The organism is Halalkalibacter oceani (assembly GCF_023715605.1).
GTDB lineage: Bacteria > Bacillota > Bacilli > Bacillales > Bacillaceae_D > Halalkalibacter > Halalkalibacter oceani.
In genome coordinates this window covers 49792-75953 of sequence record NZ_JAMBOL010000009.1, presented here as the reverse complement: position 1 = coordinate 75953, position 26162 = coordinate 49792, and the positions used below count along the sequence as shown (strand labels likewise).

Sequence of the window (26162 nt, the reverse complement as noted above, 5' to 3'; positions counted from 1 at the left end):
TGACAATGAAAAGGAGAGATGATCATGCTACAAGCATACAGCCATGAACCATTTACGGATTTTGCGATTGAGGAAAACCGCAGCGCCTTTGCCGCTGCCTTACAAAAGGTCGAAGCGCAGCTTGGTGCCGACTACCCGCTTGTGATTGGAGGGAAACGGCTAATGACAGCGGAGACGATCACATCGTGCAATCCGGCGAATAAGTCCGAGGTGATCGGGGTCGTCGCCAAAGCAGGCAAGGAGCAAGCAGAACAGGCGATGGAGGCAGCAGATGCCGCCTTTCAAAGCTGGAGAAAGGTCAGCCCGGAAGAGCGGGCCAATCTATTGATCCGGGCGGCGGCGATCGTAAGACGACGGAAGCATGAATTTTCCGCCTGGCTTGTAAAAGAGGCCGGAAAGCCGTGGAAGGAAGCCGATGCCGATACTGCGGAGGCGATTGATTTCATGGAATATTACGGGCGACAAATGATTGCCTTAAAGGACGGGAAGCCGGTAAATAGCCGGGCCGGGGAGCATAACCGTTATCTCTATACACCAACGGGGGTCTGCCTGACGATTTCTCCGTGGAATTTCGCTTTTGCGATCATGGCCGGGACAACGGTAGCGCCGCTCGTAACAGGAAACACCGTCCTGTTGAAGCCGGCGAGCGCGACTCCGGTCGTCGCCTATAAGTTTGTCGAAGTGCTGGAAGAGGCCGGCCTGCCTCCGGGCGTCGTGAACTTCGTGCCCGGCAGCGGCAGTGAAATCGGCGACTATCTTGTTGACCACCCGAAAACGACTCTGATTACGTTTACCGGCTCACGTGATGTAGGGGTCCGGCTTTATGAACGCGCCGCCGCTGTTCAGCCGGGGCAGCAGCATTTAAAGCGGGTGATTGTCGAGATGGGCGGCAAGGATACAGTCGTTGTCGATAAGGAAGCTGATTTAGAGCTGGCGGCGCAGGCGATCGTCACCTCGGCCTTCGGCTTCTCCGGTCAGAAATGCTCGGCCGGGTCGCGCGCTGTTGTCGATCAGGCGGTTTATGATGAAGTTCTTGAGCGTGTCGTCGCATTGACGAAGGCGCTGTCCGTCGGAGAGCCAACTACGGCCGACGTCTATATGGGACCGGTGATCGATCAGGCGGCATATACGAAAATTATGGAATATATTGAAATTGGCAAGCAGGAAGCCCGTCTTGTCGCCGGAGGAAGCGGTGATAATGCGGACGGCTTTTTTATCGAGCCGACGGTGTTCGCTGATGCCGACCCAAAAGCGCGCATTATGCAGGAGGAAATCTTTGGCCCTGTGCTTGCCTTCAGCAAAGCGCGTGACTTCGAGGAGGCGCTGGACATTGCCAACAACACAGAATACGGCTTAACAGGCGCGGTGATCACGACAAATCGCGAGCGGATTGAGCAGGCGAAGCGTGACTTTCACGTCGGCAATCTTTACTTTAACCGTAATTGCACCGGGGCGATTGTCGGCTATCATCCGTTCGGCGGCTTTAAGATGTCGGGAACGGATTCAAAAGCGGGCGGCCCTGACTATCTCATTCTTCACATGCAGGCGAAAACCATTTCCGAAATGTATTAAACAGGCGGGGAGGGGATGCGGATGGTCGTCGACAAACTATCAAGGCACTTCTTTATCGCGTTATCAAAAAACAAGCTCCTGACGAAAGGTGCGCGGAGATGGGGCCTGCGGCTCGGTGCCTCGCAAGTCGTGGCCGGCACTACGATTGAAAGTGTCGTCCAAACGGTGCGAACACTGAATGAACAGGGACTCGTCTGTACGGTCGATCACTTGGGCGAATTCGTATCGACAAAGGAGGAGGCGCGCGCTGCGGCGGAGGTGTGCATTCAAACGCTCGAGGCGCTGGATGACGCCGGCGTCGATAGTCAGCTTTCCGTGAAATTGACCCAGCTCGGCTTAGACATTGACCAGGAGCTCTGCCTGCATCATATGAAGCGGATCGTCCGTGCCGCCGAGGCAAAGCGGAATTTTGTCCAAATTGATATGGAGGATTATTCGCGCCGGGAAGCGACGTTGGAAATTCTTGCCCGGCTGCGGGACTCGCATGAAAATGTCGGAACGGCGATTCAGGCTTATTTACATTGCGCCGCTGATGATCTGCGGAAGCTCGAAGGCGTGCCGCTCCGTCTCGTCAAAGGAGCCTACAAAGAGCCGAAGTCGGTTGCGTATCAGCAGAAAAGCGAGATCGATGACAACTTTTTCCGGATCATTAAGCAGCATCTCGATAGTGGCAGCTACACGGCGATTGCGAGTCATGATCATCGGATGATTAAAAAGGTAAAGGACTATTGCCGCGAGCAGCGCATTCCGAGATCGCAATACGAATTTCAAATGCTGTACGGCTTCCGTCCCGGCCTGCAAAGGGAAATTGCCGCTCAGGGCTACCGGATGCGCGTCTATGTTCCATATGGGGAAGACTGGTATGGCTACTTTATGCGACGGTTAGCTGAGCGGCCGCAAAATGTCGCCTTTGCCTTAAGAGGGCTTTTTAAAAAATAAAATGTTGTTGGGCGGTATTCAGCAATGGCGGCCGCGGCCCGGGACAAATGGTCGGAAGTGACCTTTTGTTCCGGGCTTTTTGGATCGTGGCACAGACACCGCTTTTCACGGGGTTGCGTTTCCAGTTATTGTTGTGAATACTAGAGAAGAATAGAAAGATAGAGCATATAAGGTGGGAGAGAATATGTACCATGCGGAGACATGGAGAGAAAAAATCGGCCTGTTTTTGACAATCTTATGGCCGATTGTTGTTACACAAGTAAGCTTTTTCGCGATGAAGCTAATCGACACGATGATGGCCGGGCGTGTCGGAACAGTTGATTTGGCCGGGGTGGCGATTGGTGCCAGTCTGTGGATGCCGATTTTTACCGGGATGAATGGAATTTTGCTTGCGGTAACGCCGATTGTCGCCCAATTGATTGGCAGCAACGAGCGCCACCGGATTGCCAATTCTGTCCGTCAAGCTCTTTATGTCGCGCTTATGCTGGCGATTGCCGTCGCCGGCGCAGGTAGGCTGGTTCTCGAGCCGGTGCTTGCGTTTATGAAGCTTGAACCGAATGTCGCCTACATTTCCTATCATTATTTAGCCGGATTGGCGCTCGGGATTATTCCGCTGTTTTGCACGAATGTGCTGCGTTATTTTTTCGATGCGCAAGGCTATACGCGCATTACAATGGTTATTACCGTGCTGGCCCTGCCCTGTAATGCAGTGCTGAATTACGGTTTGATTTTTGGTCATTTCGGCCTGCCGGCACTTGGTGGAATCGGCGCGGGATACGCCACAGCGATTACCTATTGGATCATGTTTGTGATTAGTGTCACGATGACATTCCGGATCAGGGTGCTGAGACAGTACCGCTTGTTTCAGCAATGGGTGAAGCCCTCGCTGCGTGCCTGGAAAGAACAGCTGCGGATTGGGGTGCCGATGGGGCTGTCGATCTTTTTTGAAGCGAGCATCTTTTCAGTCGTGACCTTGATGATGGGGCGGATGTTCGCGACGGTGACGGTGGCGGCACATCAAATCGCTTTTAACTTTACGTCGTTGATTTTCATGATTCCGCTAAGCATTTCAATGGCGCTGACGATTGTCGTCGGCTTCTCGGTAGGCGCTGGTAATTTGCAGGCTGCCAAACAGTATGGCAAGCTCGGGGTATTGAGCGGCATTGGCATACTGGGCATCAGCGCGTTGTTTCTTTACTTTTTGCGTGAGCCGATTGCCTATCTTTATACAACTGAGCGGGAAGTTGTTCTCATGGCGAGTCAGTTTTTTATTTTTGCGATTTTTTATCAAATTTCTGATGCGGCTCAATCTGGTCTTCAAGGGGTGCTGCGCGGCTATAAGGATGTGAAGCTACCCTTTGTGACGGCCTTCATTTCCTACTGGCTTATCGGCATTCCGTCCGGCTATCTATTAGCCTCCGCGACAGCGCTCGGGCCGTTTGGCTTCTGGATCGGGATCACATTAGGCTTAACGTGCGCTGCGCTTGGCTTTTTCCTGCGGCTGAGAGTCGTACAGCGACGGGTAGAGAAGCAGGCCGATGCGGGGGAGTATATGGAGTAAACCAAAAAAGAGAGCCTGAAACAAAAGGTGAACAACACCTCTGCTTCAGGCTCTTCTGTGTTAGCAGATTATTCTTTTAAATCTTCGATGGAATCAATGTCCATGTAGGCAGGGACAACGAGTCCGATTTTCGCGCCTTCCAGGTTGGTTCCAAGATCGATGACATCGTCCTGGTAATCTTCAAAGTAAGCGCCGTGTGTCGCCGGCAGCCAGGCGGCAACCATCGCGTCCGCTTCGCCATTGGCGATGGCAGCCCACATATAACCGCCTTCCATCGGGCTGATTTCTACGTTATAGCCGATTCCCTCCAATACTTTTGCGATCATGTTCGTGGAGGCAATTTCAGAATCCCAGGCTACGAGAGCAAGGACAATGGTTTCACCGTCAACAGAATCAACTCCGTCGGTCCATTCTGCTACTTTATCCGGATTGTTTTCGACCCACTCGGCGGCTGCTTCTTCCGGATCCTGTCCTTCGTTAATCGCGACCATGATTTCACCCATGTCGTCTTCTGTCCAATGGAAGTTGTCGAGCACTTGATAAGCTTCCGGCATATCTTCCTCTAAACCAAGCCGTGCCATTGTATGAATGTTTTCGGCATCACCGAACACACCCTTTGGATCGTCTAAATATTTTAAGTCATACTTAGAAAATTTCCAATGCGGATTCCAGCCTGTGACAACGATCGCTTCTTCGTTGCTGATCGCTTCATTCAGAGCGCTTGTCATCGCGGCATCCGAGCTTGCCTGCAATTCGTACTCATCAAGCTCGTATTCTTCTATTGCATTTTGAGCTGCAGCCATAACGCCTGCGCCGGCATCAATTCCGGTAATTGTGTAGTTCAAAGCTTCCCCGACTGCTGCGGTTTCTTCAGCGGAGTCTTGCCCGTTTTCGTCCGCTCCGTCTGACGTCGTATCCTCATTTGAGGAGCCGCAGCCCGCCAATGTCAATGAAAAGGCGACCCCGATTGCCAGGCTGATATGTTTCCAGTTTTTCTTCATAAATGAACCTCTCCTTTTTTATTTAAATGTAGTCTATCTCCCGCTATTTGCTTCAACGGGCGGTAAGGCGTCCGTCTGAAAAAGACGTTAGAAGCCTTACCGCCCGTCGAATGGCGGCAGGCGTTCCGCTCGTTACGCGCTTTTGCGCTTGTCGCGGTTAAAGCTTTGGGTGATCCGGTCTAAAATAATCGCGAGTATGACGATCGCCAGTCCGGCTTCAAAGCCGTTTCCGACATTATTTTGTCCGACCGCATAATAAACCTGCTGACCGAGCCCCTTCGCCCCGATCATTGCGGCAATGACGACCATTGAAAGGGCGAGCATAATGCTTTGGTTGACTCCGGCCATGATCGTTCCTTTTGCCATTGGCAGCTCAACTTTGAACAAACGCTGGGAGCCGGTTGAACCGAATGCATCAGCGGCTTCTACCAATTCAGTCGAAACCTGGCGTATCCCGAGGTTTGTTAACCGCACAGTTGGCGGCATCGCAAAAATAACGGAAGCGACAACACCAGGTACCATTCCAATCCCAAAGAAGGCGACAGCAGGGATTAAATAGACGAAGGCCGGCATCGTTTGCATCAAATCGAGAATCGGCTTAAGCAGACTGGCGACAATTTCACTTTTCGCCATCCAAATGCCGAGCGGGATTCCGACAATGACAGAAATCAGAGAGCTTGTTAAGACGAGGGAAAGAGTTTGAATCATATCGTCCCAATAACCGAGGTTATAAATAAGAAATAGTCCGATAATCGAAAAAATCGTTAACCCTGCCTTGCGATTGCTCGTGAAAAATGTGATTACCCCGATAATCAGGATCAACAGCCACGCGGACGGCAGCTCCAGCACGAGCACGAGGAAATCAACAATGCTTTCAATCGTCGTCCGGATCGACTGGAAGAAAACCGAGGCATTTTTCAGCCATTCAACAAACGCGTCAATCCAATCAGCTAGTGGAAGTTGTGGAATAGAACTCATCAAAATCAACCTCACTTCCTGCAAGAGCACCAAGCACGGCGCCTCTAATAATAATTCCTTTCAGCTTTCCTTCGTCCACTACGGCAAGGGGGACAGAGCTTACCGCTAACTGATCAAGCAATTCACTTAACGGAGTATCGAGCTGAACGCGCGGAATATCTTCGACAATGATGCTGTCGACGCTGTTTTTCTGCTGTTTAATTAGCTCAGACACTTGACTGGCATGGATGATCCCGAGCAGTTCTTTGTTGCGCTTCGTAACGAAGATGCTTGATAAGCCGCGATCCTTCATCCGTTGCAGGGCGACACGGGGCCCTTCTTTTTCCGGATAAAGCACTTCGGGTTTAATCATTACATGTTCAGCAGTGAGCACTTTGGCCCGGTCAACGTCTTCTATAAATTTCTCGACGTAATGATTTTTCGGGTTTGTTAAGATGTCCTCCGGTGTCCCGATCTGGACGATCGCCCCGTCTCTCATAATCATGATCCGATCGCCGATCCGCAACGCTTCATCAAGATCATGGGTAATAAAGATGATCGTTTTTTGCATTTTGACTTGAAGGTCGAGCAGTTCGTCCTGCATATCCTTGCGGATGAGGGGGTCCAGTGCGGAAAAGGCTTCATCCATTAACAGCACGTCGGGATCATTGGCCAGAGCGCGGGCGAGACCGACGCGTTGCTGCATGCCGCCGGATAGCTCGTTCGGATATTTCTCTTCGTAGCCCTCGAGTCCGACTAGTTTTAATGCCTCAAGCGCTTTCTCGTGGCGCTGCTGCTTCGGGATTCCCTGGACTTCAAGCCCGTATTCAACATTGGACACGACTGAGCGGAAAGGAAATAAGCCGAATTTTTGAAAGACCATGCCGATTTTTTGCCGGCGGACATTTCGTAATGTTTTATCGTCCATCTTGGCGAGATCTACCCCATCAAACCAGACGCTTCCCGCCGAAGGCTCAATCAGCCGGTTTAATAAACGGACGAGTGTCGACTTTCCGCTGCCTGACAGTCCCATAATGACAAAAATTTCACCGCTTTGAACGTCAAAGTTCGCCTGGTTGACTCCGACAGTCATCCCGGTTTCTTTTAGAATCTCATCCTTGCTTTTTTTCTGAGCGAGAAGTTCTAAAGCGCGCTTTGGTTTTTTGCCAAAAATTTTTGTCAAATTCTCTACTTTAATTTTTGACACTACATACACCTCTTTGTAATATTCCTGTAACAATATGACTGACTATCTAACTATACGGCTTAATTTATTTTCGGGCAATCCGTATATTCTGTTTATTTCGTTTATATACTATGTACAGTTTAAACTGTACATAGTATATGCGGTTGATCCTTATATTTCCTTTGATATGCGCCAGCATCATCGCTAAAAGGCTACTTCCATTCGGGTCTCACATTTGTTAGACTTTTAACTAACTCTATGTAGAAAACAAAGAAAGGAACCAGACAGCAGATGTTAGAGAACAAAGAGGATGAGTGGCAGAGGCTGGAAGAAGCTAGAGAACGGTTTATTCATGAACTTTCGAAAAACATCTATTTATACGGAATTTCTGAATCGGTTGGTCGCTTATACGGAACTGTTCTTTTTGCCGAGTCGCCAATGACCCTTGATCAAATGAGCCAGGAGCTCAAAATGAGCAAAACGAGTATGAGCACAGGAATAAGAGCGCTATTAGAAGCGAACATGGTTGAACGAGTCTGGCAAAAAGGGGTTCGAAAGGATTTATATGAAACTGAAAATGATTGGTACAAATCGTTTTCCACGGTTTTTGTGAAGCGCTGGCGAACATCAGTTGATAACAATTTAAAGGCAGTCAATAAATTAAGAAGCACATTGGAGGAACTAAGCGGTACCGAGGACGAAACATTGCAAAAAACGATCGAAACCGATACCGCAAAGCTCGATCACGCCCAACGGTATTATGAATGGCTCCAGGAAGTCATTGCCTTATTCGAAAGCGAAGAAATCTTCAAAATCATCCCGAAAAAATAGAAGGGGGTATGCCCAAAGGCTGGTCTTTGCCTTTGGGCATACCCCCGAAGCGGCAGGTGGAGTCTGCACAATGGTTTAAAACGAAGCAGGGAAGTGAACTTCTTCCCTGCTTCGTTAGTGCAGAACGGAACGGCCGCCCTAGAGTGCGAAGCCGCCACGATCTTTTAAAATCCCGTTGTGAGCGGGTTTCTCACAACGGGATTGTGGCGAGCGAAGCCAAGGCCAAAGGCTGGTCTTCGCCTTTGGGCATACCCCCGAAGCGGCAGGTGGAGTCATGTCTCCATCAGGTCAACCAGTGGGATTCGGGGGAATCGTAAGGAGAAAGGTCGTTCCTTTTCCTTTTTGACTGCTCACTTCAATCGTTCCTCCGAGTTTGTTCATCGTGTTGTACACAATGAGCATGCCGAGGCCCGTCCCTTTTTCTTTTGTGGAGTAATACGGCTTCCCCAGCCGTTTTAATTGATCCTTACTCATCCCAACCCCGGTATCCTCGATTTGCACGGCGATATTTTTCTTTTGTTCAAAAATCGAAATCGTTAACATGCCGCCGGATTCCGTCATCGCTTCAACCCCGTTTTTACATAAATTCAGGAGACATTGTTCCATCTGATTACGGTCATAGGTCGTCTCAAGCGTATTGGTGAAATTCAATTTTACTTCGACTTGATGAAAGGAAGCATATGGCAGGATATGTTCCTTTACTTGCTCCGCTTCCTCTTTCAGCGTGGAATGCACCATGTTCTCTGATTGAGGCAAAGATAATGTGAGAAAATCACTGACGATCTTTTCGGCTCGTTTCACTTCATCGAGCGAAAACGTTAAATATCGTTTTTCTTCCCCTGAAAAAGAAGGCGACTGCTGCAGCAGTTGCAGAAATCCTTTGGCCACTGTCAAAGGATTTCTAATCTCATGAGCGACACTGGCTGAAAGCTGGTTGATCGTGTTTAAGCGTTCTGTGTCGAATAGCTTTTCGCGTATTTTTACATTTTTTAATAACTGTTCGATCAGCAGCATGATAAACATCACGCCTCCAACCTGGGTCAGTAAAAAAGATAAGCACAGCAGCAAAAATTCCTGAGTCAATTCATAATAGAACAGTCCGAGAATCGTTAAATACAAAATCAATGTGAACAGCGACAATCCGCTCGCATAGATCACCCGATTGCGGGGGGTGAGTTTGATAAATTTGTGATGAGACAGTAAAATGACCGCTAGTATAAAGGTCGAGAAGATGAGAGAAAGATAGGTGCCGTCTCCCGCAATAATAAACCGGTAGAAATTTAACAGGACATAAAGAGGCAGAACCACCCGGTAGCCGCCAAACAATCCGGCGATAATAAAAGGGATGTAGCGCAAATCATAAATAAAGCCGATCGGCAAATGTATCGGAAACGTCATACATAGAATCATCGAAGAAGCGGAAAGCAATACGAGAATGGCTCTATTAAAAAAAGTTGTTTTATTTTCGAAAAAGACATAGAACATAAACACAGGCATTAATAAAAATAAGAGATTTAACAGTAACGTTTCAGTCAAGGTCGTCTATCCTTTCATCTATTCCATTAAACACCGTCAGCATGGTGTAAATCTAGTGTCGCATTTAAACGGAAAGGGCGTCAACAGAACTTTTTCCTGTAAAACCATATGGAAATAATTATCCATAATGCAAATAATAACATAATACTATCATTTTTTGGCGTTTTTTTCTTAATTACTTCCAATTTCGTGGTACCATCTATGTAGCAGGACAAAATTCAACAAATTACAGAGAGGAGAAAGTGCTATGATGACAGTTGCCTCAATAGTAGCGGCTCATTTAAAGAAATGGGGCGTGACTCATGCGTTTGGTATTCCTGGTAAACCGATTGTTCCGTTGTTGATCGAAATGGAAGAACAAGGACTCTCGTTCGTGCTGACACGTCATGAAGCGGAAGCTGGATTTTGCGCTGGTGGCTATGCTTTAAAGAAGAACACGTTAGGGGTAGCGGTTGGAACCTCCGGGCCTGGTGGAACGAATATGCTGACTGCAGCCGGACAAGCGAAGGCTTTTAACAGCCCGACTCTTTTTATTACGGGTCACCCTTCCGTAAATGGAAGTGGAAAGGCGCTAGGTCAGGATTCGAGCTTCTTTGGTACGGATCTGGTGAAAATGTTTGAACCGGTTACGTTATTTAGTGCTTCTGTGGAGCGAAGCGAACAATTCCCTCTCTATTTTAGACATGCGATCGAAAAAGCTTTCACTGGAAAACGGGGTCCTGTCCATTTATCACTTCCGTTTGAAGTGCTGCTTGAAGAAATATCCCCATTTGAGCTGGAGCTCCCGGCTGACAGTCCGCATATGCAATCCTCTAACCTGGAAGCCATCCTGCCGATTCTCGGCAAAGCGAAAAAGCCTGTGCTGTGCATTGGGAAAGGGGTCCATGCCTCCCGGGCCTATGAAGAAATCTGCTCATTCGCTGAAAGATGGCAGCTTCCGGTGATGACAACGCCGGGCGGCAAAGGAGCGTTTGTCACGACTCATCCGCTCTCGCTCGGAAGCTTTGGCCTTGGCGGCAATGAAAGAGCCCATGCTTATCTTGAAGGGGGCATCGATCTGATGATTGTCGTCGGGACGAAGCTGAGCGATATGTCATTGGCAGGCTTTAAGCCGCATATGTATCCGGAGCAAATCATTCAGTTTGATTACGATCCAACCTTTATCGGAAAGTCATTGCCTGTACCAACATTGGCAATCGTAGGAGATATTAAGACGAATATTTGGGCTTTAATGGAACTTGATTCAGCCAGTCAACAGGTCGCCCGGGAGTATGAGCTTCCAGCCTCTGTTGCGGCAACGATCGAAAGCGGGGCGGTGCCGGAGAACGCCGTCTATCTTTCGGCAGCAGAAGCGCTTCAGGCACTAAGAAGTCAATTGCCTCAAGACGCAATTTTATTTAGCGATGATGGGAGTCATTCCTTTTACGCGATTAAGCATTTTGATATTTTGGAGCCGGGAACCTTTCACTTCGACGATGTCTTTGGCGCTATGGGCAATGCGATCGGCTACGCCGTTGGCGCCCAGCTCGCTTTGCCTGAGCGGAGAGTCGTATGTGTAACGGGTGACGGTTGCATGTTCATGCACGGCACAGCGGTGTCAACCGCTGTCAACGAACAGGCTCCGGTTCTCTTTTTCGTCCTGAATAATCAGCGGCTGGATATGGTGGAAAAAGGGATGAAGCATTGGCTCGGCAAGTCGGTAGGAGCGATTTACGAGCACGGGCTGAATGTGACGGGATTCGCCGAATCAATGGGCGCGACGGCGATATGCTGCCGGACGGCGGCGGAGGTCGAGTCGGCCGTCAAGCAGGCTCTTTCCAACAAGGAAACAACCGTGATTGAGGTGATCGTCGATCCTGATGAGGTGCCGCCAATTTTGAACCGGGTCGAATAGTAAGGGAAGGTGTCTTGAAGGGGAAACGAATTACCCCGGGACACCTTCTTTTTTATAAAAGATAAGAAAGAAGAAAAACCGCGCAGCGGCTTTTCTTACGCAAGAAACAGGCGCGAGCCAACCTGGGCGAAAATCAGCTCAGATAAAGGCGAAGCAGATGACGAGAAGGACAGGCGGACAGGTGGACGGTCAGCGAGCGAGCGAAACTGACTTAAATAGTTGTAGTTCGGTCGGGTAATATGTCGGTCCAAATAGGCGGATTGTTGGGAGAGCCTTCTCCGTTTTGTGTTTAAAATGTCGATCATTCCCTGCTGTGTCTTAAGGCCGATTCCATGGCCGAAAAAGAGATTGCGATCAATGACAATCGCATTTTCTCCTTGCCACTCGGGACTGGCCGGGTCATAATCCGGGTTGCGGAAATACACACAGTCGCCGGGAATAAAATCGTCTCCTTCGTGAGTGCGCAAATCGAGATCTTCGTCATATTGCCAGGAAAACAAATAAAGGTTGGCGAAAAGCAGATTAAATAGTGATTTATCAATCGATCCTAACGTCGCCTTATAAAAAATAATGACAATCGCGACGGCGCATTCAAAGGCGTACTGATGACCTTGAAGAAAAATATCGTCAATCCCGATTTGCGGCAGGACATTCGGCTTCAGTCGGAAGCCTCCTTGGCGCGTCAGTTGCCAATATTGCTCGTTGCATCTGGCTGTTTCAAACGTGGCGAAGCTGGCGTTACTTTCCTGAAGGAGAAGAGCAGCCTGCACGGTAGCTACCCTCATATGCAATTCGAACGCAAGCTGGTCGTAGGAATCATAGCGATAAACGCTGCTTGAAGCCCCTAAACGTTCTAAAATGTTAAGCTGCTGATTATCGACACCTGCCAACTGCACTTGATTTATGTCAACGGCTTGCCCATTCATGACAATCACTGCTCTAATCTCTCCTTTCTTTTCTCATTCTTATAGATATGAATCAACTGCCAAACCTGAACCGATTTCTCCATTTGTATGCTGGTCCAATCATCCAGACAGGTCGGACTAAGCCGGCATAGTATGTAAGAGAGCTGTCGCAAAAGGACGTGAGAGCGGACTTTACTCAGATAGGTGGGGACAAGGCCATGTTTCGGTCACTTTTTTCGAAAATGCAAAAATAGTGCGGGTATTCGTCAGAGAGTGGCTTTATCCAATCAGGAAGATGGGGTATAATGGTTCAGAAGGAACGTCCAAACCACCGAAAAAGTCAAGGGGTAAAAATGGATTGATCTTTTATTGTCACAAATTCGGGGAGAGTTGCGACAAAAAAATGCTGACTTGTCACAGGCGAGGGAGAGGAGTAAAGATGTTTGAGAAATTATTGTCAAGCTTCGGCGTTGGTTCTGCAAAAGTGAATACAGTGCTGTTGGAAGAGCGGATTGAACGCGGAAAAGAAATGAAAGGGGAAGTCCATATATTTGGAGGGAAAACAGACCAGAAAATCTCCAAAATATATATTCATATCGATTCAGAATTTCATAAGGATGAAGATGATACAACGGAATTCCGGGACATCACCGAACCGATTTTGGAAATAGAAATTACCGATGAACTGACAGTAAAGGCCAATGAAGAAAAAGTCGTTCCATTTACTGTCTACTTGCCGTACTATTTGCCGGTCACATTCGGGGATCAAAAGGTGACGATTCAAACCGAGGTTGATATCAGCCTGCTTAACCATCCGATCGATCATCATGATGTGACGGTCACCGATCAAACGATTGAAAACGTGCTTTCCTATATTGAAGGACTCGGCTTTAGCCACACGGCGAAAAGCGGGTTGTGCCGCCATCGGCGAACGGCGGAAACGAACCCGACCCATTGCCTGCAAACCTTCCAACTGGTCAATCAGGATGGGGTCAAAGTTCATTTTGTCGGAAATGAAGAGGATCTTCATATTTATGTATATGATAAAGGGCTCGTTCACCACTGCCCTGTTTACCGCAACAAAGAGCTCGGTGAACAAATGGAAAAGCTTCGTGAATTACTTGAAAAGTAAACAGCCATTATTTTTACGATGATACAGAAACAAAAGGCACGAGAGGAGGAGGCTTGATTAATTTTATGCTTGCTATTTTATATGAAGGCCTGTTTTGGCCGTTTTTCACAGTCATTGCCGTGTCCTCTATTGTAAAAGGGTATTACTGTGAATACACGGGATCTGACCAGCAGAAAAAGAACAAGTATATTCTTGGGACGACGTTGCTCAATATGGTGACGTATCTCTTTGCTTTTGTCGTTGTCGGCTGGCAGGCACCTCTTTTTTTATTTATTACTGCCATGATTGGAATCGCGGTCACTTCAGCTATTACGAAGAGGCGGGCCGCTACGTAAATTTGGAAGCGGATACAGCATGGGGCGTAGATGTGCTACTCTAAATAAAGCCCGGAGAGGCATAACATTCTCCTCGCCGGGCGTGCGTAGCGAAAAAAGCCATCGCTACTAATTCTGTATCTTCGCTGACAAAACCTCTAACAGCTCTGCGTATTGATTCAAATTCCTTCCTTCAACGCTTCGCTATAATCCGTGCGGAACTCCTCGACTTCTTCCGTTAACTGACCGCCATTCGCTTCAATGATGGTGAGGTATTGATCTAATAGCGTAATCGTTTCGCTGTCTTCACCGTTTTCAACAGCGGACAAGAAGGCGGCGTGAGCCTCACTGTCGATCGTATTCGCGTCGTAGTCAAAGAGCGGAGTGTTATTTAAACCGAATAGCAAAAACGTAACGTATTTCGCATATAAATCGGCTGCCTCTCCCGCAAAGACCGACTGGGGAAAGTCCTTTAGGAATTTTTCCTGGGTAACAGCCCGTTCTACAATCGTCTCCCAGCCGATGACGAGCGCTGCGTCCTTTGCCGGTACTTGATCGGACTCGGCCATCATCAGCTCGATATAGGCTTGAGCGTCTGCGGCGGTATCCTCCATAAACGGACGGTAAAAGTGGTAATCAATAATCGGAAAATACATTCCTTCCGCCATTTCCAGCTTGTAGCCATTCTCGTTCATTTCGGTAAGAAGCCCCGCTAGCTCCGTGTCTTCAACCTCTTCTATCTGCTCATCCGTTGGTGGCGTAAAGCCAAATTGCTCCTGAATTTTCACTTGAATCTCACTGTCGTGAAATTTCTCTTCTAAGTGAGGCAGGTACTTCTGCTGATACTGCTCGAATTTGTAAACGATCTCGGAAGCAGTCTCCACAGGAATTTCAGAAAGATGCTGCTGCAAGTAGGCTGCGACCTCAGACGGGGGAGCCTCCGCAAGAAGCATGTCGTCAAACGTTTGGCCAATGTCAGATTCCACTGTCTCGTTCGTGGTGGAATCCGCCTCATTGCCGTTTGGAAGCTGCTCTTCCTCCGTTGCGCTGTTTGCCGTCCCACTGTCTGACGCACAGCCGGCCAACGCGAAAGTAGAAGTTAATATAGCGGCTGCGACGATTTTTTTGTAAGTCATGGTACCCCTCCCGTAGCATTTATCGTCTTCTCTTATACAACGCTGCAAATGTGGAGAATGTTTCAACTTCTTTTTAGCAGCGGAAGCGATGAGCTTATAATCGATAAGAAATGACAAGAAATGAAAAAGGAGATTAAGCAGGAAAAAGAGAACTATCACATATAAGCTGAAGAGGAGAGTGAAAGATGATGGAGGAAATTGTAACGGCAAGCTGGTTGAATGACCGCTTACAGGAAGAGGCAGATCAATTTGTTCTGATTGATGCACGATATGATTTGGCAGACAGTGAGGCAGGAAAGCGTGTCTACGAAAAAGGACATCTGCCCGGCGCTGTTTTTCTTAATCTCGGCAAAGAGCTGGCGGCTCCTGCTAAGGAGCATGGCGGACGTCATCCGATGCCTGAGCGTGAACAGCTGGAAAAAGTATTTGGCGGGGCGGGAATTTCCGCTGATAAAAAGGTTGTCATTTACGATGATCAGGGTGGGATGATGGCTTCGAGAGTATGGTGGATGCTTAAGCATCTTGGCCATCGGGATGCGGCAATCCTTGATGGCGGCTTTACCGCGTGGAAGGAAGCGGGCTATGAGGTGACAACAGACATTTCTGAGCCGGCAGCGCGCCCGTTTCAAGCTGAGCAAAATTCGGAAGATTGGCCAATCGTCGATGTCGACTATGTGAAAGCCGCGCTTGAGAATGAGGATGTTTTGCTAATTGATTCGCGCGAGCCGAAAAGATACCGGGGCGAGGAAGAGCCGATTGATCCGGTTGCCGGCCATATCCCGGGTGCTTTGAACTATTTCTGGAAAGAGGTATTAGCTGATGACGGGACGTGGAAAAAAGAGGATGAGCTGAAGGCACATTTTGCCGGATTGCCGTCAGAAAAAGAAATTGTTGTCTACTGCGGATCGGGCATTTCCGCTTGTCCCAATGTGCTCGCCCTGAAAAAAGCCGGTTTTAGGAATGTAAAGCTTTATGCGGGAAGCTGGAGCGACTGGATTTCCTATCAAGACAATCCGGTTGCAAAAGGAGAATCGTGAGCGGAGGAGAGTGTGCTCTCGCGTCTAGACCTTTTTAAGGCTTGAGTGCCGCTGAGAGTGGCGCCCAAGCCTCGTTTCACAAACTCACCCTTGCAGCAAATTCTTTAAGTTCAGGATATGGAATGATCCCTGATCCTTTTGGTGTTATCATCCAGTTTTGCGTAACTTGCCACGGTTTTTGACAGGATGTGCAGCCACAGGCTTGAGACAAAAGGAAAAGTCAACCTTTATTTGTCTCAAGCTTTCTCTTTCACTCGTCGTCTAGCGGAAGCCGGAATGAGACGGTGGTCCCTTCCCCTAGCTGAGTTTGAATGGCGAGCCCTTGTCCATACAATTGCTTCAGGCGGCGGTCAGTATTATATAGGCCCACTCCGCCTTTATCCGGTCTTCTATCGCTTAACTGTTGCTCGAGAATATGGGCAGGGATGCCTACCCCATTATCGGCGATTGTGATCACGGCTTCATCTTCCTGACGAATAATCGAAATTCGGACAGACCCTCCGTTTATTTGCTTTAATATCCCGTGAGTCAAGGCATTTTCGACAAGTGTCTGGATCGCAAGTGGCGGCACAAGAACGTTAACAGTCTCATCCCTCTCCCAAACGATCTCCAGGCGATGACCGAAACGCACCTGCTCGATAAATAAATATGAGCGGACGACTTCAAGCTCTTGTTCAAGCGGAATAACGTGCTTTGAATTCTCAAAGTCAAAGCCAGCTTGTAAATAATGGATAAAAGCTTCGAAAACCTCTTTCATTTTAGGCTTGTCATATTCAAGTAATGCCAAAATTGTGTTCAATGTATTAAAAAGAAAATGAGGCTGAATTTGAGCCTGTAACCAGGCAGCTTCCATCCGAAGATGCTCAGCGGTTGTCTGTTTAATCCGAACTAAAGTGTCAACGCGCGCTTTCAGCTCTACTGAGTCGACTGGCTTTGCCAAATAGTCGTTTGCCCCTGCTTGGAAGCCTGCATGGATATCTTCCGAGCGGGTACGGGCTGTTAAAAGCAGCACAGGTAATTCGGATACAGTAAATCGTTTTCGAATCAGTGCTGTTAATTCATAACCGGACATTTGTGGCATCATCACATCACTAATAATTAGATCCCAATTGTGCTCTGCCAACAAAGAAAGCGCTTCCTCTCCACTTCGGGCAGTCACTGCTATAACGGAATTGGAAGAAAGAGTATTTTGCATAATTCGTAAATTAACCGGGTCATCATCGACAATTAGAATATGGGCAGTACTTGTTGCTGACGGTTTCATTAATCTTTCAGCCTGCACTTTTGTAGCGCTAATTTCGTCACTTGCTGATGGTCGGGGAGTCCTGTTTTTGATGTCAGCTTCATGTTGCCCTGCTAACGGTAAAGAAAAAGTGAAGAGCGAGCCCTGTCCTTTCTCTGAAATAACTGTTAGCTCCCCCCCATGTAATTCCACTAATTGTTGGCAAATTGTCAGGCCAAGTCCTATTCCTTCGGCAGCCAAAGCAGAGCTGGCATCTCCCTGTTCATAAGGATTGAACATCTTTGTTTGCACCGTCTCATCAATTCCGGTACCTGTGTCTTTTACGTTAATGTAAGCGTAATCTCCTACTACGGAAGCGGAAATCGTAATTGTTCCCTGATCGGTATATTTCACCGCATTATGAACGAGGTTAAACAAAATTTGTACAAGGCGGTGTTCGTCAGCTTTAACAGGAGGAAAACGGTCATCGATTTGAGAAACAAAGTGAATGGTCTTTCCGTCAGCGATAATGCGCAGCATATCTAGAACACCTGTTACAACAGGAGCGACCTCTACCGGACTTAATTGGAGCTTAAGTTGTTTATTCTTTAATCTGGTGAAGTCCAGTAAATCATCCAAAAGGAGTGTCATTCTCCGGCTCACTTTAAGCAGGATATTTACGTTCTGCTTACTATCTGGGCTTAGATTTTTTTCTGAATTCAATAAATGCTCGGCAATCATGACGATGCTGTGTAAAGGGTTTCGCAGTTCATGTGATGTTGCAGCCAAGAATTCATCCTTTTGCTGATTAGCTTTTTGCAGTTCTTCAGATAATTTTACCGTTTGTTCTGCAGCACGAAAATAGCGCTTGAACCAGAACGCTGAGAAGAAAATGATTACAAACAATAAATCAAATGGATAAAACGGAAACTCAATCTCTGTTCGATGCTTTAACGAGGCCCAGGCAACATTATTAATAATCGCCACTGTACCGAGAAGCAGGAGAAGGCAATCCTCCAAATTATACATAATGGTCCGGATAAGCTGGTGCATTATCACGAAAGCCGGGATGAGCAAAATAAATAATAAGATGAAACTGAAGCGTAAAATAGATTCTAATGGTGCGAAAAGGATGTACAAAAGATAGAGCATCCAAAGCAGAGGAATGGCGAAAAAGACCCAATGATTTGTAAAGTTGGGCAGCAAATGTTTAAAAAATAACAGTAAGAACAAAGCAACGCACGTATACGTAAGAAAAACAATTTTAATTTGCCACGGATAGCTAACGTCAAAAAAAGAAAAAAAGAGTTTACTGTCACTAACAAATATCATAAGTGTGGCAGCTAATGTAAGCAGCATAAAGTAAATCAAGACTTTTTGTCTTGCTCCGAGCAGGTAAAGAATGCCGGCGTAAAAGGCATGAATCAGAAAGATGACAGCAACCGTAATTTCACTGCCGGTTTTGATCATGCTTTCCTGATTAATGGCCTCCATTGAACCGAATGTAATGCTTTGTTGAATTGCGCCGGGTCTAGGGTCCAGAGAACTGTGAGCAACCTGGATGAATATATTTATTTCCGGCTGATCGGCATAGAAGGAGACGGAATAGGGAACGTTGCTGGCCATATATGAGCTTGGACTATCGGCTGGCACGCCGGAGCTACCAAGTAATTGGCCATTGATGAAGACTTGGGAAGACGAGCGGATAGAAGGAATACGCATACCATACGTTTTATATAAATCTTCTTCAGCAAGTATCAATTGCAAATGGTACGTGCCGTATTGAAAAGAGTCAGTTGTGTCACGCTTTGTCCATTCACCCGGAACAAGTTCACGCCTAGTAGGGAGCAAAGGATCACCTTGATGACTGAGCAGTTGTGCAGATATAAAGTTCCACTCACCACCAAGGATGAGCGTGCTAGCTTTCGGTAACGCGTTGGTGCGGAAGTCTATCACGCCATCTACAGCGTAATAATGTTCAGGGATCGCGATAAATGATAACCACAGTAAACGTATACATGTGAGAAAAACAAGGAATAAACTGATTACCAGGAAGATTTTCTTTTTTTTCATCATTTCACCCAATTTCTTGAAAATGTGAATTAAGGGGGTGAAAATGATGTCTGTTATGAAAAGTAACCCATTTTAACATAAGTGTCAAAGAGATTTATTTTGGATAAATAAAGAATTTGAACCTTGTTTCATTAATTTAAACAATGACATTGAAAAATATCGATACTACTCTCTTAGAGGAGTGTGCTATTTGACTTGTCAAATAATTCATTTTGCTTATATGATATGTTACATATAGTTAAGTTAGCGTAGGAGGATACGAGGATTAAGAAAGGAGGAAGGACACGAGTGGATGTGATTTTAATTGATGATGAACATTTACCACTTAGGCAATTAAAAAAAATGCTGGAGTCAGAGTTTGAGGGAATTAACGTGCTCAAAACGTATTTAAATGTTCATCAGGCACTTGAAGAAGTAAGTACACTTAACCCGGATAGCGTGTTTCTGGACATACATATGCCTGAAATCAACGGTCTTGAGCTTGCCGCCCATATCCAGGAAGTCCATCCGGCGGTGGAAATTGTATTTGTCACAGGCTATGATCGTTATGCGATAGAAGCATTTGAACTATTTGCTTTTGACTATTTATTGAAACCATTGCGATTACCCCGTTTGAAGAAGACGATCCAACGTTTGCGACAGAAGATAGAAACGAGCCCTGAACAGCAGAAGGAAGGAGTCATGCTTCGTTGCTTCGGGCCGCTCACGGTACAAGCGCCAGGTCAAGAGCGTAAGCAGATGAAATGGCGGACGGCAAAGGCGCAGGAGTTGTTTGCCTTCCTCCTTCACCATCATGGTAAGTATGTGGAAAGAGGGACATTGCTTGACTTATTATGGCCGGATTTTGATGTGGATAGAGCACTTCAGCAATTGTATACGACGGTTTACCATATTCGCCAGGCTTTGCAACAAGCCGGGTTAACGGAAATTACGATTAGGAGCGGGAGAGAATTGGGTGGCAGTTACAGACTGGAGCTGGGAGGAAGCATTCAACTTGATTACCTTGAATGGGAAGAACAGCTTAAACGTATCAAAGAGCCTGCTCCTCACACAATTAGAGACTATGAAAAGCTGCTTTTTGCCTACGAGGAGGATTATCTTGGTGTCTACGATTATATGTGGGCGGAGGCAAAGCGGGAAAAACTGCGACGTTTGTGGCGCCAAAATTATGAAAAAATGATAAGATACTACGAGGAAAAAGGCGATTATGAAGCCGCCATTCCACTTGCAGAACGGATGCAGGAGCTGTTTCCGTTAGAGGAGGACAGTTATTTCGAGCTGATGCGATGTTATGATGCGGTTGGCTCCGAAACAGATGTCGAAGAACAATACCAGCTTTTATTATCAAGATTTAAGCGGGAGCTCGAATTACAGCCGAGTGAAGTCGTTCTAGTTTGGTATAAGCAGTGGAAGCAAATAAGACAATCAAACACCAGATAGAGGGCCTTACGAAATAGGTCTAACTAATTGTTTTCGAGAAATCACCGCTCGAAACCCGAAAAATGGAGATGGCCATTTTTCGGGTTTTTTGATTTTACAGGGGCCGAGAAAGAGATTCCTCTTTGCTGGAATAGTAAGAGGGAGCTGTGGAAGGAGTAAAGTCCCAGGTCTATAAGTTCGGTGTATAGATAATGTAAAGGTCCGCTCTTTATACTTATGCGTGAATTAAGGGGGTAGAAAATGTCTGATTTTGGCAGGCGGATGGACAAGGAGGTGGAGGAAGCGGATAAAGCAAGGAAAGGAAATGTCGATAAGGAACAATTCGAAACACTAGTAATGGATGGAGGGAGAACATGAAAATACGAAGCAGGCAAAAGAAATGGTTGAAGCAAAAGTTTGCAGCCACCATGAGCGCGCTGCTAGTAGCGAGCGGTTTTTTTGCTGCCGCAGGACCGGTGGCGGCAGCGGATGGAGTGACAGGGATCTCGACTTCAACAGGAGCTACTAACTATGTAATAGACAATGCTCCGGTCATCATTGATGAAGAAGTGTCACTGAATATAGAGACAGGTACATTGGAAGCGGTGACGGTCAGCATCGATAACGCTCAAGCGGGGGATACGCTGGATTTTGACGATAGTAGTAGCTTATTTACAGGACACTATGATCCGAGCTCCGCCATTCTGACGATTACAGGAAATGGGGCAACAGTGCCGACAGCGGAACAATTTGAAGCCGCCTTACAAAGTGTCACGTTCTCTACGGATTCCGAACACGCCGGTGAACGGACGATTACGTTTGGTCTTGGTAGTGCCCTGCCATTTAGTGAGAACGGTCATTTTTATGAATTTGTGGATAATGGTTCATCTTTAACGTGGTATCAAGCAAGAGATGCAGCAAGCGAAAGTGACTACTTTGGGCTGCAAGGCTATCTCGTGACGATCACGGATGAGGATGAAAATGAATTTATCAAAGGAAAGACACAAGGTCTCGGCTGGATCGGTGCAAAGGATATTTCCCGTGGCGATGATGCGGTTGCCGAAGCTGAGCGCGGCGATTGGCGCTGGGTGACAGGTCCGGAAGGCGAAGCGGATGACGGGAAGGGAACCCCATTCTATCTTGGCTACGATGGGGAAGCAGAAGCTGGTCCTGTTCCTGGTGCCTATAACAATTGGGCAACGGGTGAGCCAAATGATTCCAGCGGAAGGGAATATGTCGCCCATATTTATGGTCCGGGTACTACCAATCATGGATATTGGAATGATTTCCCTATTGACAACAGTGTTACAGGATACATTGTGGAATACGGTGGGGCAGATGATGATCCGGTCGTCACCCTATCCGCAACGAAGACAATTGAGGTTGAAGCACCGGCCAATGTTCAAAGTCCCGGCGGTATTTCGGACGGATTAACGTCATGGGTCGAGGTGGAAAAGAGTGCGAATGTTATCGATGGAATTGTAACAGACTTGGATGATTTGGCTGATGAGAGAGTCTGGAGTTCGCGTGTGAGTCCACCAGAGCAAAGATATGAAGCGAACACCATTAACTTTAATCCTGGCGTGACGATTACAGCAGCAACAGGTTTCTATGAGACCAACCGATTTGGACACGAGGATGAGGCAAGAGAAATTTTCTCTGTACAGGCGAGGACGAATCCAGACAGATCGGGATATCCATGGAATTTTGGAGGAATAGATGCTGATCGCAATCATCAATATGGAGTAGACATTGACGGAGAACAGCACATCCGTGCAGGTTTTTCCTCAACGGAAGTTAGAGACGTTTCTGTTGACGGCTACGATCTATTTAAAAGCCGTGTATTAAATATCCAAAGCGCTACAAACCACTGGTCTCTTGCGCTTGATGGACAAACATTGGAGGAATATCCCAGCAATGAAGTAACAACAAATACAAGCTCTTCTAGTAGTATGTATTATATTGGTGGAGGCCATTATCAACGGTTTGATGGCTCCATCTCAGAAGTCATTTTGTTTAACCGCGTGCTTGAGGATGAAGAACGGCAGCAGGTCAATAGTTATTTGGCGCTTAAATATGGACTGACGTTGCCGGACGATTATGTTGCTAGTGATGGCTCTACAACGATGTGGACGAAAAATGAGAATGTCGGTTATGGTCACCGGATTACCGGGATTGGCCGCGATGATGCCAGCGGTCTTGTGCAGAAGCAGTCGCAATCACAGGAGACTGGTGCGCTTGTAACCGTTGCTTTAGGCGACGAGATCGCGCTATCGAATTCAGCTAATACCAATAACATTGCAAGAGACTTATCATTTTTTACATTTAGTGATGATAATGGCGCAGCTGAATATAATACAGCTATTAATAAGGATGACGAAAATGTAAAACGGCTTGACCGTGTTTTTAAAGTAGAAAAAACGAATAATTGGGCAGATACACAAATTACGCTCCAGGCAGATGCTCTGGAAGGGGCAACAACAGGACCGCAATATTTAGTCGTGAACAATGGATCGTCATTTGCCTCTGGCAACAACTTTTATCCGTTGACGGACGGTGAAGTAACGATTAATAGCAGCATTTTGACAGATGGACGCTACTTTACATTTGCTGCTCCTGTGCCGGCACAAACGGGGTCGGTGCTTCAGGAGGCGGACGAAATTGCGATTACCTTTGATCGTGAAGTGACTGTGGTAGATACTGAAGGCTTTACTGTGACTGTAGATGGAACAGAGATTACAGGAGCAACGGTTGAAAGCGATCCTGCTGATCCGGCGAAGCTTTTGGTGAAATTGCCAGCTGGAACGGACGCGACAGGAAAAGAAGTTACGATCAGTTATGACGGGTTAGGAAATGTTAAAGGGACAAACGGGGTGGCGGTAGATGATTTTACCGTGATCGTTGGTGGACCATTACGTCTTGAACATGTCAGCGTCGCTGATCGTACGCCGAATGAAGCGACGTTAACGTTTAATCAAGTAGTAGCTGGTGATTTGGATGTAAATGATTTTATCGGCTTCGTCATTGATGGCAAGCAGGTAACAGAAGTGAAAAGCATTAATGGTCGTGAGGTTGTTGTAAGGTTTGCAGAGCCGTTTGCGCCTGAAGCTCCGTTAGTTGTTGAATATGATGATGAGGCGGGATCGATCGTAGCTGCGGATGATCCGACAAATGAATTAGGGCCGATTTCGGCAGCTGATCAAAGCGGAATCACGAAGGAAAACGAGATTATTCCGTTAGAAGTAGTGACGACATATATACAGGACGGCAAGTTAAAGGTCATCTTTAATAAGGAGGTCGCTTCAGGTGACGACTTGGATCTGTCAGGTTTACAGCTTGGTGGTGCGCCTGTGCTTAAACCTTATGAAGTGAATGGCAATATGCTGACTGTTGCATTGCCGGTGGACTACCAGCCGGGAGATGTGCTGACCTATTCGCCAGGTAATATTAAAGAGGTCGGTAACGGTGCTAACAAGCTTCAGCCGTTTACTGAGGCAGATGCGTTTGCAGTACCATTTGTTAATCCAGGAGGACGGTTAACAAATGCCGGATTTGGACTCATGAATGGAGCCGATCCAATTGAGGTTGAGCCGGCTGAGTTTACAGCGACGATTCCGGGCGGCTATTCGGCACGTGTACCGCATTCCGTAAGCAGTATCAGTCTGTCGCCAGAAGCCGTAAATGAAGAAGAGTCGATTGTAGTCGTGCAGGTGAACGGCACGACAGTCGATGATTTCGACCGTCTTCCATTGCGAGTCGGTGAAAATGTCATTACGGTCGGGATTTATGACAAGGAGAACCCGCATGTTTTACTCGGTTATTATGAAGTTATTGTGACAAGAGCCGGCAGCAGCTCCGGTGGAGGTAACGGCGGCTCCGGCGGAAGCGGAGGTTCAGGTGGCGGAAATGGCGGTGGCACCCCAGGTCCGGTTACCGAAATTATTGAAGTTGATGTCATCATTGGCGGCGATAATGAGGTTGATATCACGAAGGCGCCAATTGAGCGGACAACTCATCGAGATGGGACGATCTCGGATCACGTAACATTTACGGAAGAAAAAGCGGAAGAAGCGATCGAGAAGGCAATCGAGGCGGAAGAGCAGATCGTGCGCATTGTGATTCCTGACCAAAATGACGAAGTCAGTGAAGTCCTTGTTGATGTGCCAAGAGCAACTGTAGCGTTGCTGCAAGAAAATGGAATCGACTTGGAGATCTTTACAGAGAATGCAACGATTCAACTTCCTCATACATCGCTGGAAGGGATAGACGAAGATTTCTTTTTCCGTTTAGTACCGGTGAAAGATAGAGACGAGCGGGAGGAAATAGAAGAACGAGCACGGGTGGAACAGGTTGTTCGTGCTGTGGCAGGAGACAGGAACATTGAGGTTGTCGCCCGCCCGAAGACAATTGAGACGAACCTCTCGAGCCGCCCGGTTGTTTTAACATTACCATTGAGGGATGTTGAACTTCCTGAGGACGAAGCCGAACGTGCGGTATTCCTACAGCAATTGGGAATTTTCATCGAGCATTCCGATGGTGATAAGGAAGTAGTTAGAGGAACGCCGGTAACAATGCAGGATGGAACGCTCGGTTTACAGTTTTCAGTAGAAAAGTTCAGTACGTTTACGATTATTCATTTCTTGAGCGATGAAGCTGCTGAGGGGCTTCACCACGCTTATATTCAAGGCTTCCAGGATGGTGAGTTCAAGCCATCAAGACAGGTGACCCGAGCACAGCTGGCAGTGATGATTGCCAGAAATCTTGATTATGACGAAAGAGAATGGACAGGCTTGATGCCGTATGAGGATGTGCCGGACTGGCATTACGCTGCTGGAGAAATTGCCTTTGTTCATGAAAAGGGGATCATGACCGGAGACCAGCATGGTGATTTCCGTGCCAATGACCGCGTAACACGTGCGGAAATGGCGACGGTTGTTGCCAATTATCGTCAGTTAGCAATTGAACGTGGTAGCAGCATCAGCTTTAGCGATACGGCCGGGCATTGGGCCGCAGATATCATTGAGGCTAACCGCACAGCGGGGATCATCAATGGGTATCAGGACGGCAGCTTTAAGCCAAACGGGGGATTAACACGAGCAGAAGCGGTCGTGATGATAAATGGTATGTTTGAACGCGGTCCACTTTATGGTATTAATGATTCGAGTTTTCCTGATGTGGCAAACAGTCATTGGGCATTTGCTCATATTGAGGAAGCAGCGCGAACACATTATTACCTGCTGGATGAGGATGGGCACGAACAGATTGTAGAGTAATAGAAAGACTGAGCGCAAGAGCATGCAAGCCTTGCGCTCAGTCTTTTGTAATCAGCAAAAGAAATGTGCGGCAGCTCCTTGTATAGAAGCTGTATATGTCGAAATGATAGTATAAAAAATTGAAACCAGTAAGAAAAAAAGAATACGCAAATTTCCTTTAAATAGATTCCTTAG

Annotated in this window: 17 protein-coding genes; 10 read left to right on the top strand and 7 right to left on the bottom strand. The window is 47.2% G+C overall.

All coding sequences use genetic code 11. The features are described from left to right. Positions 1–24 precede the first annotated feature (24 nt). The 3 genes from pruA to M3202_RS11595 all read left to right on the top strand — a co-directional run bounded on the left by pruA (position 25) and on the right by M3202_RS11595 (position 4072). On the top strand, positions 25–1572 hold the full coding sequence (gene pruA, locus M3202_RS11605) for an L-glutamate gamma-semialdehyde dehydrogenase (RefSeq protein ID WP_251223491.1): 1548 nt from the start codon (positions 25–27) through the stop codon (positions 1570–1572). Positions 1573–1593: 21 nt separating this feature from the next. Next, complete coding sequence (locus M3202_RS11600) at positions 1594–2511, top strand: proline dehydrogenase family protein (protein WP_251223490.1); 918 nt, start codon at positions 1594–1596, stop codon at positions 2509–2511. Between the two features lie 184 nt (positions 2512–2695). Next, a complete protein-coding gene (locus tag M3202_RS11595; RefSeq protein ID WP_251223489.1) occupies positions 2696–4072 on the top strand; it encodes an MATE family efflux transporter in 1377 nt (458 codons plus the stop codon). Positions 4073–4140: 68 nt separating this feature from the next. Here the strand turns inward: M3202_RS11595 and M3202_RS11590 are convergent, their stop codons facing one another. From M3202_RS11590 to M3202_RS11580, 3 genes are all read right to left on the bottom strand, one after another. Further along, on the bottom strand, positions 4141–5073 hold the full coding sequence (locus M3202_RS11590; protein WP_251223488.1) for a glycine betaine ABC transporter substrate-binding protein: 933 nt from the start codon (positions 5071–5073) through the stop codon (positions 4141–4143). A gap of 132 nt (positions 5074–5205) precedes the next feature. Further along, the gene (locus M3202_RS11585) at positions 5206–6051 is read right to left on the bottom strand and encodes an ABC transporter permease (protein WP_251223487.1); all 846 of its coding nucleotides are present in this window, start codon (positions 6049–6051) and stop codon (positions 5206–5208) included. Next, positions 6020–7237, bottom strand: coding sequence for a quaternary amine ABC transporter ATP-binding protein (locus tag M3202_RS11580; protein WP_251223486.1), 1218 nt, complete (start codon positions 7235–7237; stop codon positions 6020–6022). The genes M3202_RS11585 and M3202_RS11580 overlap by 32 nt, the downstream gene beginning before the upstream one ends. A gap of 270 nt (positions 7238–7507) precedes the next feature. Between M3202_RS11580 and M3202_RS11575 the strand changes: the two genes are divergently transcribed. Then, positions 7508–8047 carry a GbsR/MarR family transcriptional regulator gene (locus M3202_RS11575; RefSeq protein ID WP_251223485.1) on the top strand — a complete coding sequence of 180 codons (540 nt, stop codon included), beginning with the start codon at positions 7508–7510 and terminating at the stop codon, positions 8045–8047. A gap of 288 nt (positions 8048–8335) precedes the next feature. Here M3202_RS11575 and M3202_RS11570 read toward each other — a convergent pair whose 3' ends face one another. Continuing rightward, the gene (locus M3202_RS11570) at positions 8336–9583 is read right to left on the bottom strand and encodes an ATP-binding protein (RefSeq protein WP_251223484.1); all 1248 of its coding nucleotides are present in this window, start codon (positions 9581–9583) and stop codon (positions 8336–8338) included. A gap of 247 nt (positions 9584–9830) precedes the next feature. Between M3202_RS11570 and M3202_RS11565 the strand changes: the two genes are divergently transcribed. Further along, the gene (locus M3202_RS11565; protein WP_251223483.1) at positions 9831–11477 is read left to right on the top strand and encodes a thiamine pyrophosphate-binding protein; all 1647 of its coding nucleotides are present in this window, start codon (positions 9831–9833) and stop codon (positions 11475–11477) included. Positions 11478–11572: 95 nt separating this feature from the next. Here the strand turns inward: M3202_RS11565 and M3202_RS11560 are convergent, their stop codons facing one another. Then, positions 11573–12403 (bottom strand): protein-glutamine gamma-glutamyltransferase, encoded by an 831-nt coding sequence (locus M3202_RS11560; RefSeq protein WP_251223559.1) that lies wholly within the window; start codon positions 12401–12403, stop codon positions 11573–11575. 418 nt (positions 12404–12821) lie between these two features. On the opposite strand from M3202_RS11560, the gene M3202_RS11555 reads away from it, so the two are divergent. Together M3202_RS11555 and M3202_RS11550 are read left to right on the top strand one after the other, a co-directional pair. After that, the gene (locus tag M3202_RS11555) at positions 12822–13514 is read left to right on the top strand and encodes a sporulation protein (protein ID WP_251223482.1); all 693 of its coding nucleotides are present in this window, start codon (positions 12822–12824) and stop codon (positions 13512–13514) included. 53 nt (positions 13515–13567) lie between these two features. Next, positions 13568–13849: a hypothetical protein gene (locus tag M3202_RS11550; RefSeq protein WP_251223481.1), complete on the top strand. Its 282-nt coding sequence runs from the start codon at positions 13568–13570 to the stop codon at positions 13847–13849. Positions 13850–14007: 158 nt separating this feature from the next. Here M3202_RS11550 and M3202_RS11545 read toward each other — a convergent pair whose 3' ends face one another. Next, positions 14008–14964: a hypothetical protein gene (locus M3202_RS11545; protein ID WP_251223480.1), complete on the bottom strand. Its 957-nt coding sequence runs from the start codon at positions 14962–14964 to the stop codon at positions 14008–14010. A 185-nt stretch (positions 14965–15149) separates the two neighbouring features. On the opposite strand from M3202_RS11545, the gene M3202_RS11540 reads away from it, so the two are divergent. Further along, the gene (locus M3202_RS11540; protein WP_349775617.1) at positions 15150–16001 is read left to right on the top strand and encodes a sulfurtransferase; all 852 of its coding nucleotides are present in this window, start codon (positions 15150–15152) and stop codon (positions 15999–16001) included. A gap of 250 nt (positions 16002–16251) precedes the next feature. Here the strand turns inward: M3202_RS11540 and M3202_RS11535 are convergent, their stop codons facing one another. After that, complete coding sequence (locus M3202_RS11535; RefSeq protein WP_251223479.1) at positions 16252–19296, bottom strand: ATP-binding protein; 3045 nt, start codon at positions 19294–19296, stop codon at positions 16252–16254. 288 nt (positions 19297–19584) lie between these two features. Between M3202_RS11535 and M3202_RS22570 the strand changes: the two genes are divergently transcribed. Continuing rightward, on the top strand, positions 19585–20736 hold the full coding sequence (locus tag M3202_RS22570) for a response regulator (protein ID WP_251223478.1): 1152 nt from the start codon (positions 19585–19587) through the stop codon (positions 20734–20736). A 353-nt stretch (positions 20737–21089) separates the two neighbouring features. Continuing rightward, on the top strand, positions 21090–25988 hold the full coding sequence (locus M3202_RS11525; protein ID WP_251223477.1) for a DUF8202 domain-containing protein: 4899 nt from the start codon (positions 21090–21092) through the stop codon (positions 25986–25988). Positions 25989–26162 lie beyond the last annotated feature (174 nt).

What these genes read in the sequence shown, in the direction of transcription:
- pruA (WP_251223491.1), top strand. Translation starts at nt 25, where the DNA reads ATGCTACAAGCATACAGCCATGAACCATTTACGGATTTTGCGATTGAG.
- M3202_RS11600 (WP_251223490.1), top strand. Translation starts at nt 1,594, where the DNA reads ATGGTCGTCGACAAACTATCAAGGCACTTCTTTATCGCGTTATCAAAA.
- M3202_RS11595 (WP_251223489.1), top strand. Translation starts at nt 2,696, where the DNA reads ATGTACCATGCGGAGACATGGAGAGAAAAAATCGGCCTGTTTTTGACA.
- M3202_RS11590 (WP_251223488.1), bottom strand. Translation starts at nt 5,073, where the DNA reads ATGAAGAAAAACTGGAAACATATCAGCCTGGCAATCGGGGTCGCCTTT.
- M3202_RS11585 (WP_251223487.1), bottom strand. Translation starts at nt 6,051, where the DNA reads ATGAGTTCTATTCCACAACTTCCACTAGCTGATTGGATTGACGCGTTT.
- M3202_RS11575 (WP_251223485.1), top strand. Translation starts at nt 7,508, where the DNA reads ATGTTAGAGAACAAAGAGGATGAGTGGCAGAGGCTGGAAGAAGCTAGA.
- M3202_RS11565 (WP_251223483.1), top strand. Translation starts at nt 9,831, where the DNA reads ATGATGACAGTTGCCTCAATAGTAGCGGCTCATTTAAAGAAATGGGGC.
- M3202_RS11560 (WP_251223559.1), bottom strand. Translation starts at nt 12,403, where the DNA reads ATGAATGGGCAAGCCGTTGACATAAATCAAGTGCAGTTGGCAGGTGTC.
- M3202_RS11555 (WP_251223482.1), top strand. Translation starts at nt 12,822, where the DNA reads ATGTTTGAGAAATTATTGTCAAGCTTCGGCGTTGGTTCTGCAAAAGTG.
- M3202_RS11545 (WP_251223480.1), bottom strand. Translation starts at nt 14,964, where the DNA reads ATGACTTACAAAAAAATCGTCGCAGCCGCTATATTAACTTCTACTTTC.
- M3202_RS11540 (WP_349775617.1), top strand. Translation starts at nt 15,150, where the DNA reads ATGATGGAGGAAATTGTAACGGCAAGCTGGTTGAATGACCGCTTACAG.
- M3202_RS11535 (WP_251223479.1), bottom strand. Translation starts at nt 19,296, where the DNA reads ATGAAAAAAAAGAAAATCTTCCTGGTAATCAGTTTATTCCTTGTTTTT.
- M3202_RS11525 (WP_251223477.1), top strand. Translation starts at nt 21,090, where the DNA reads ATGAAAATACGAAGCAGGCAAAAGAAATGGTTGAAGCAAAAGTTTGCA.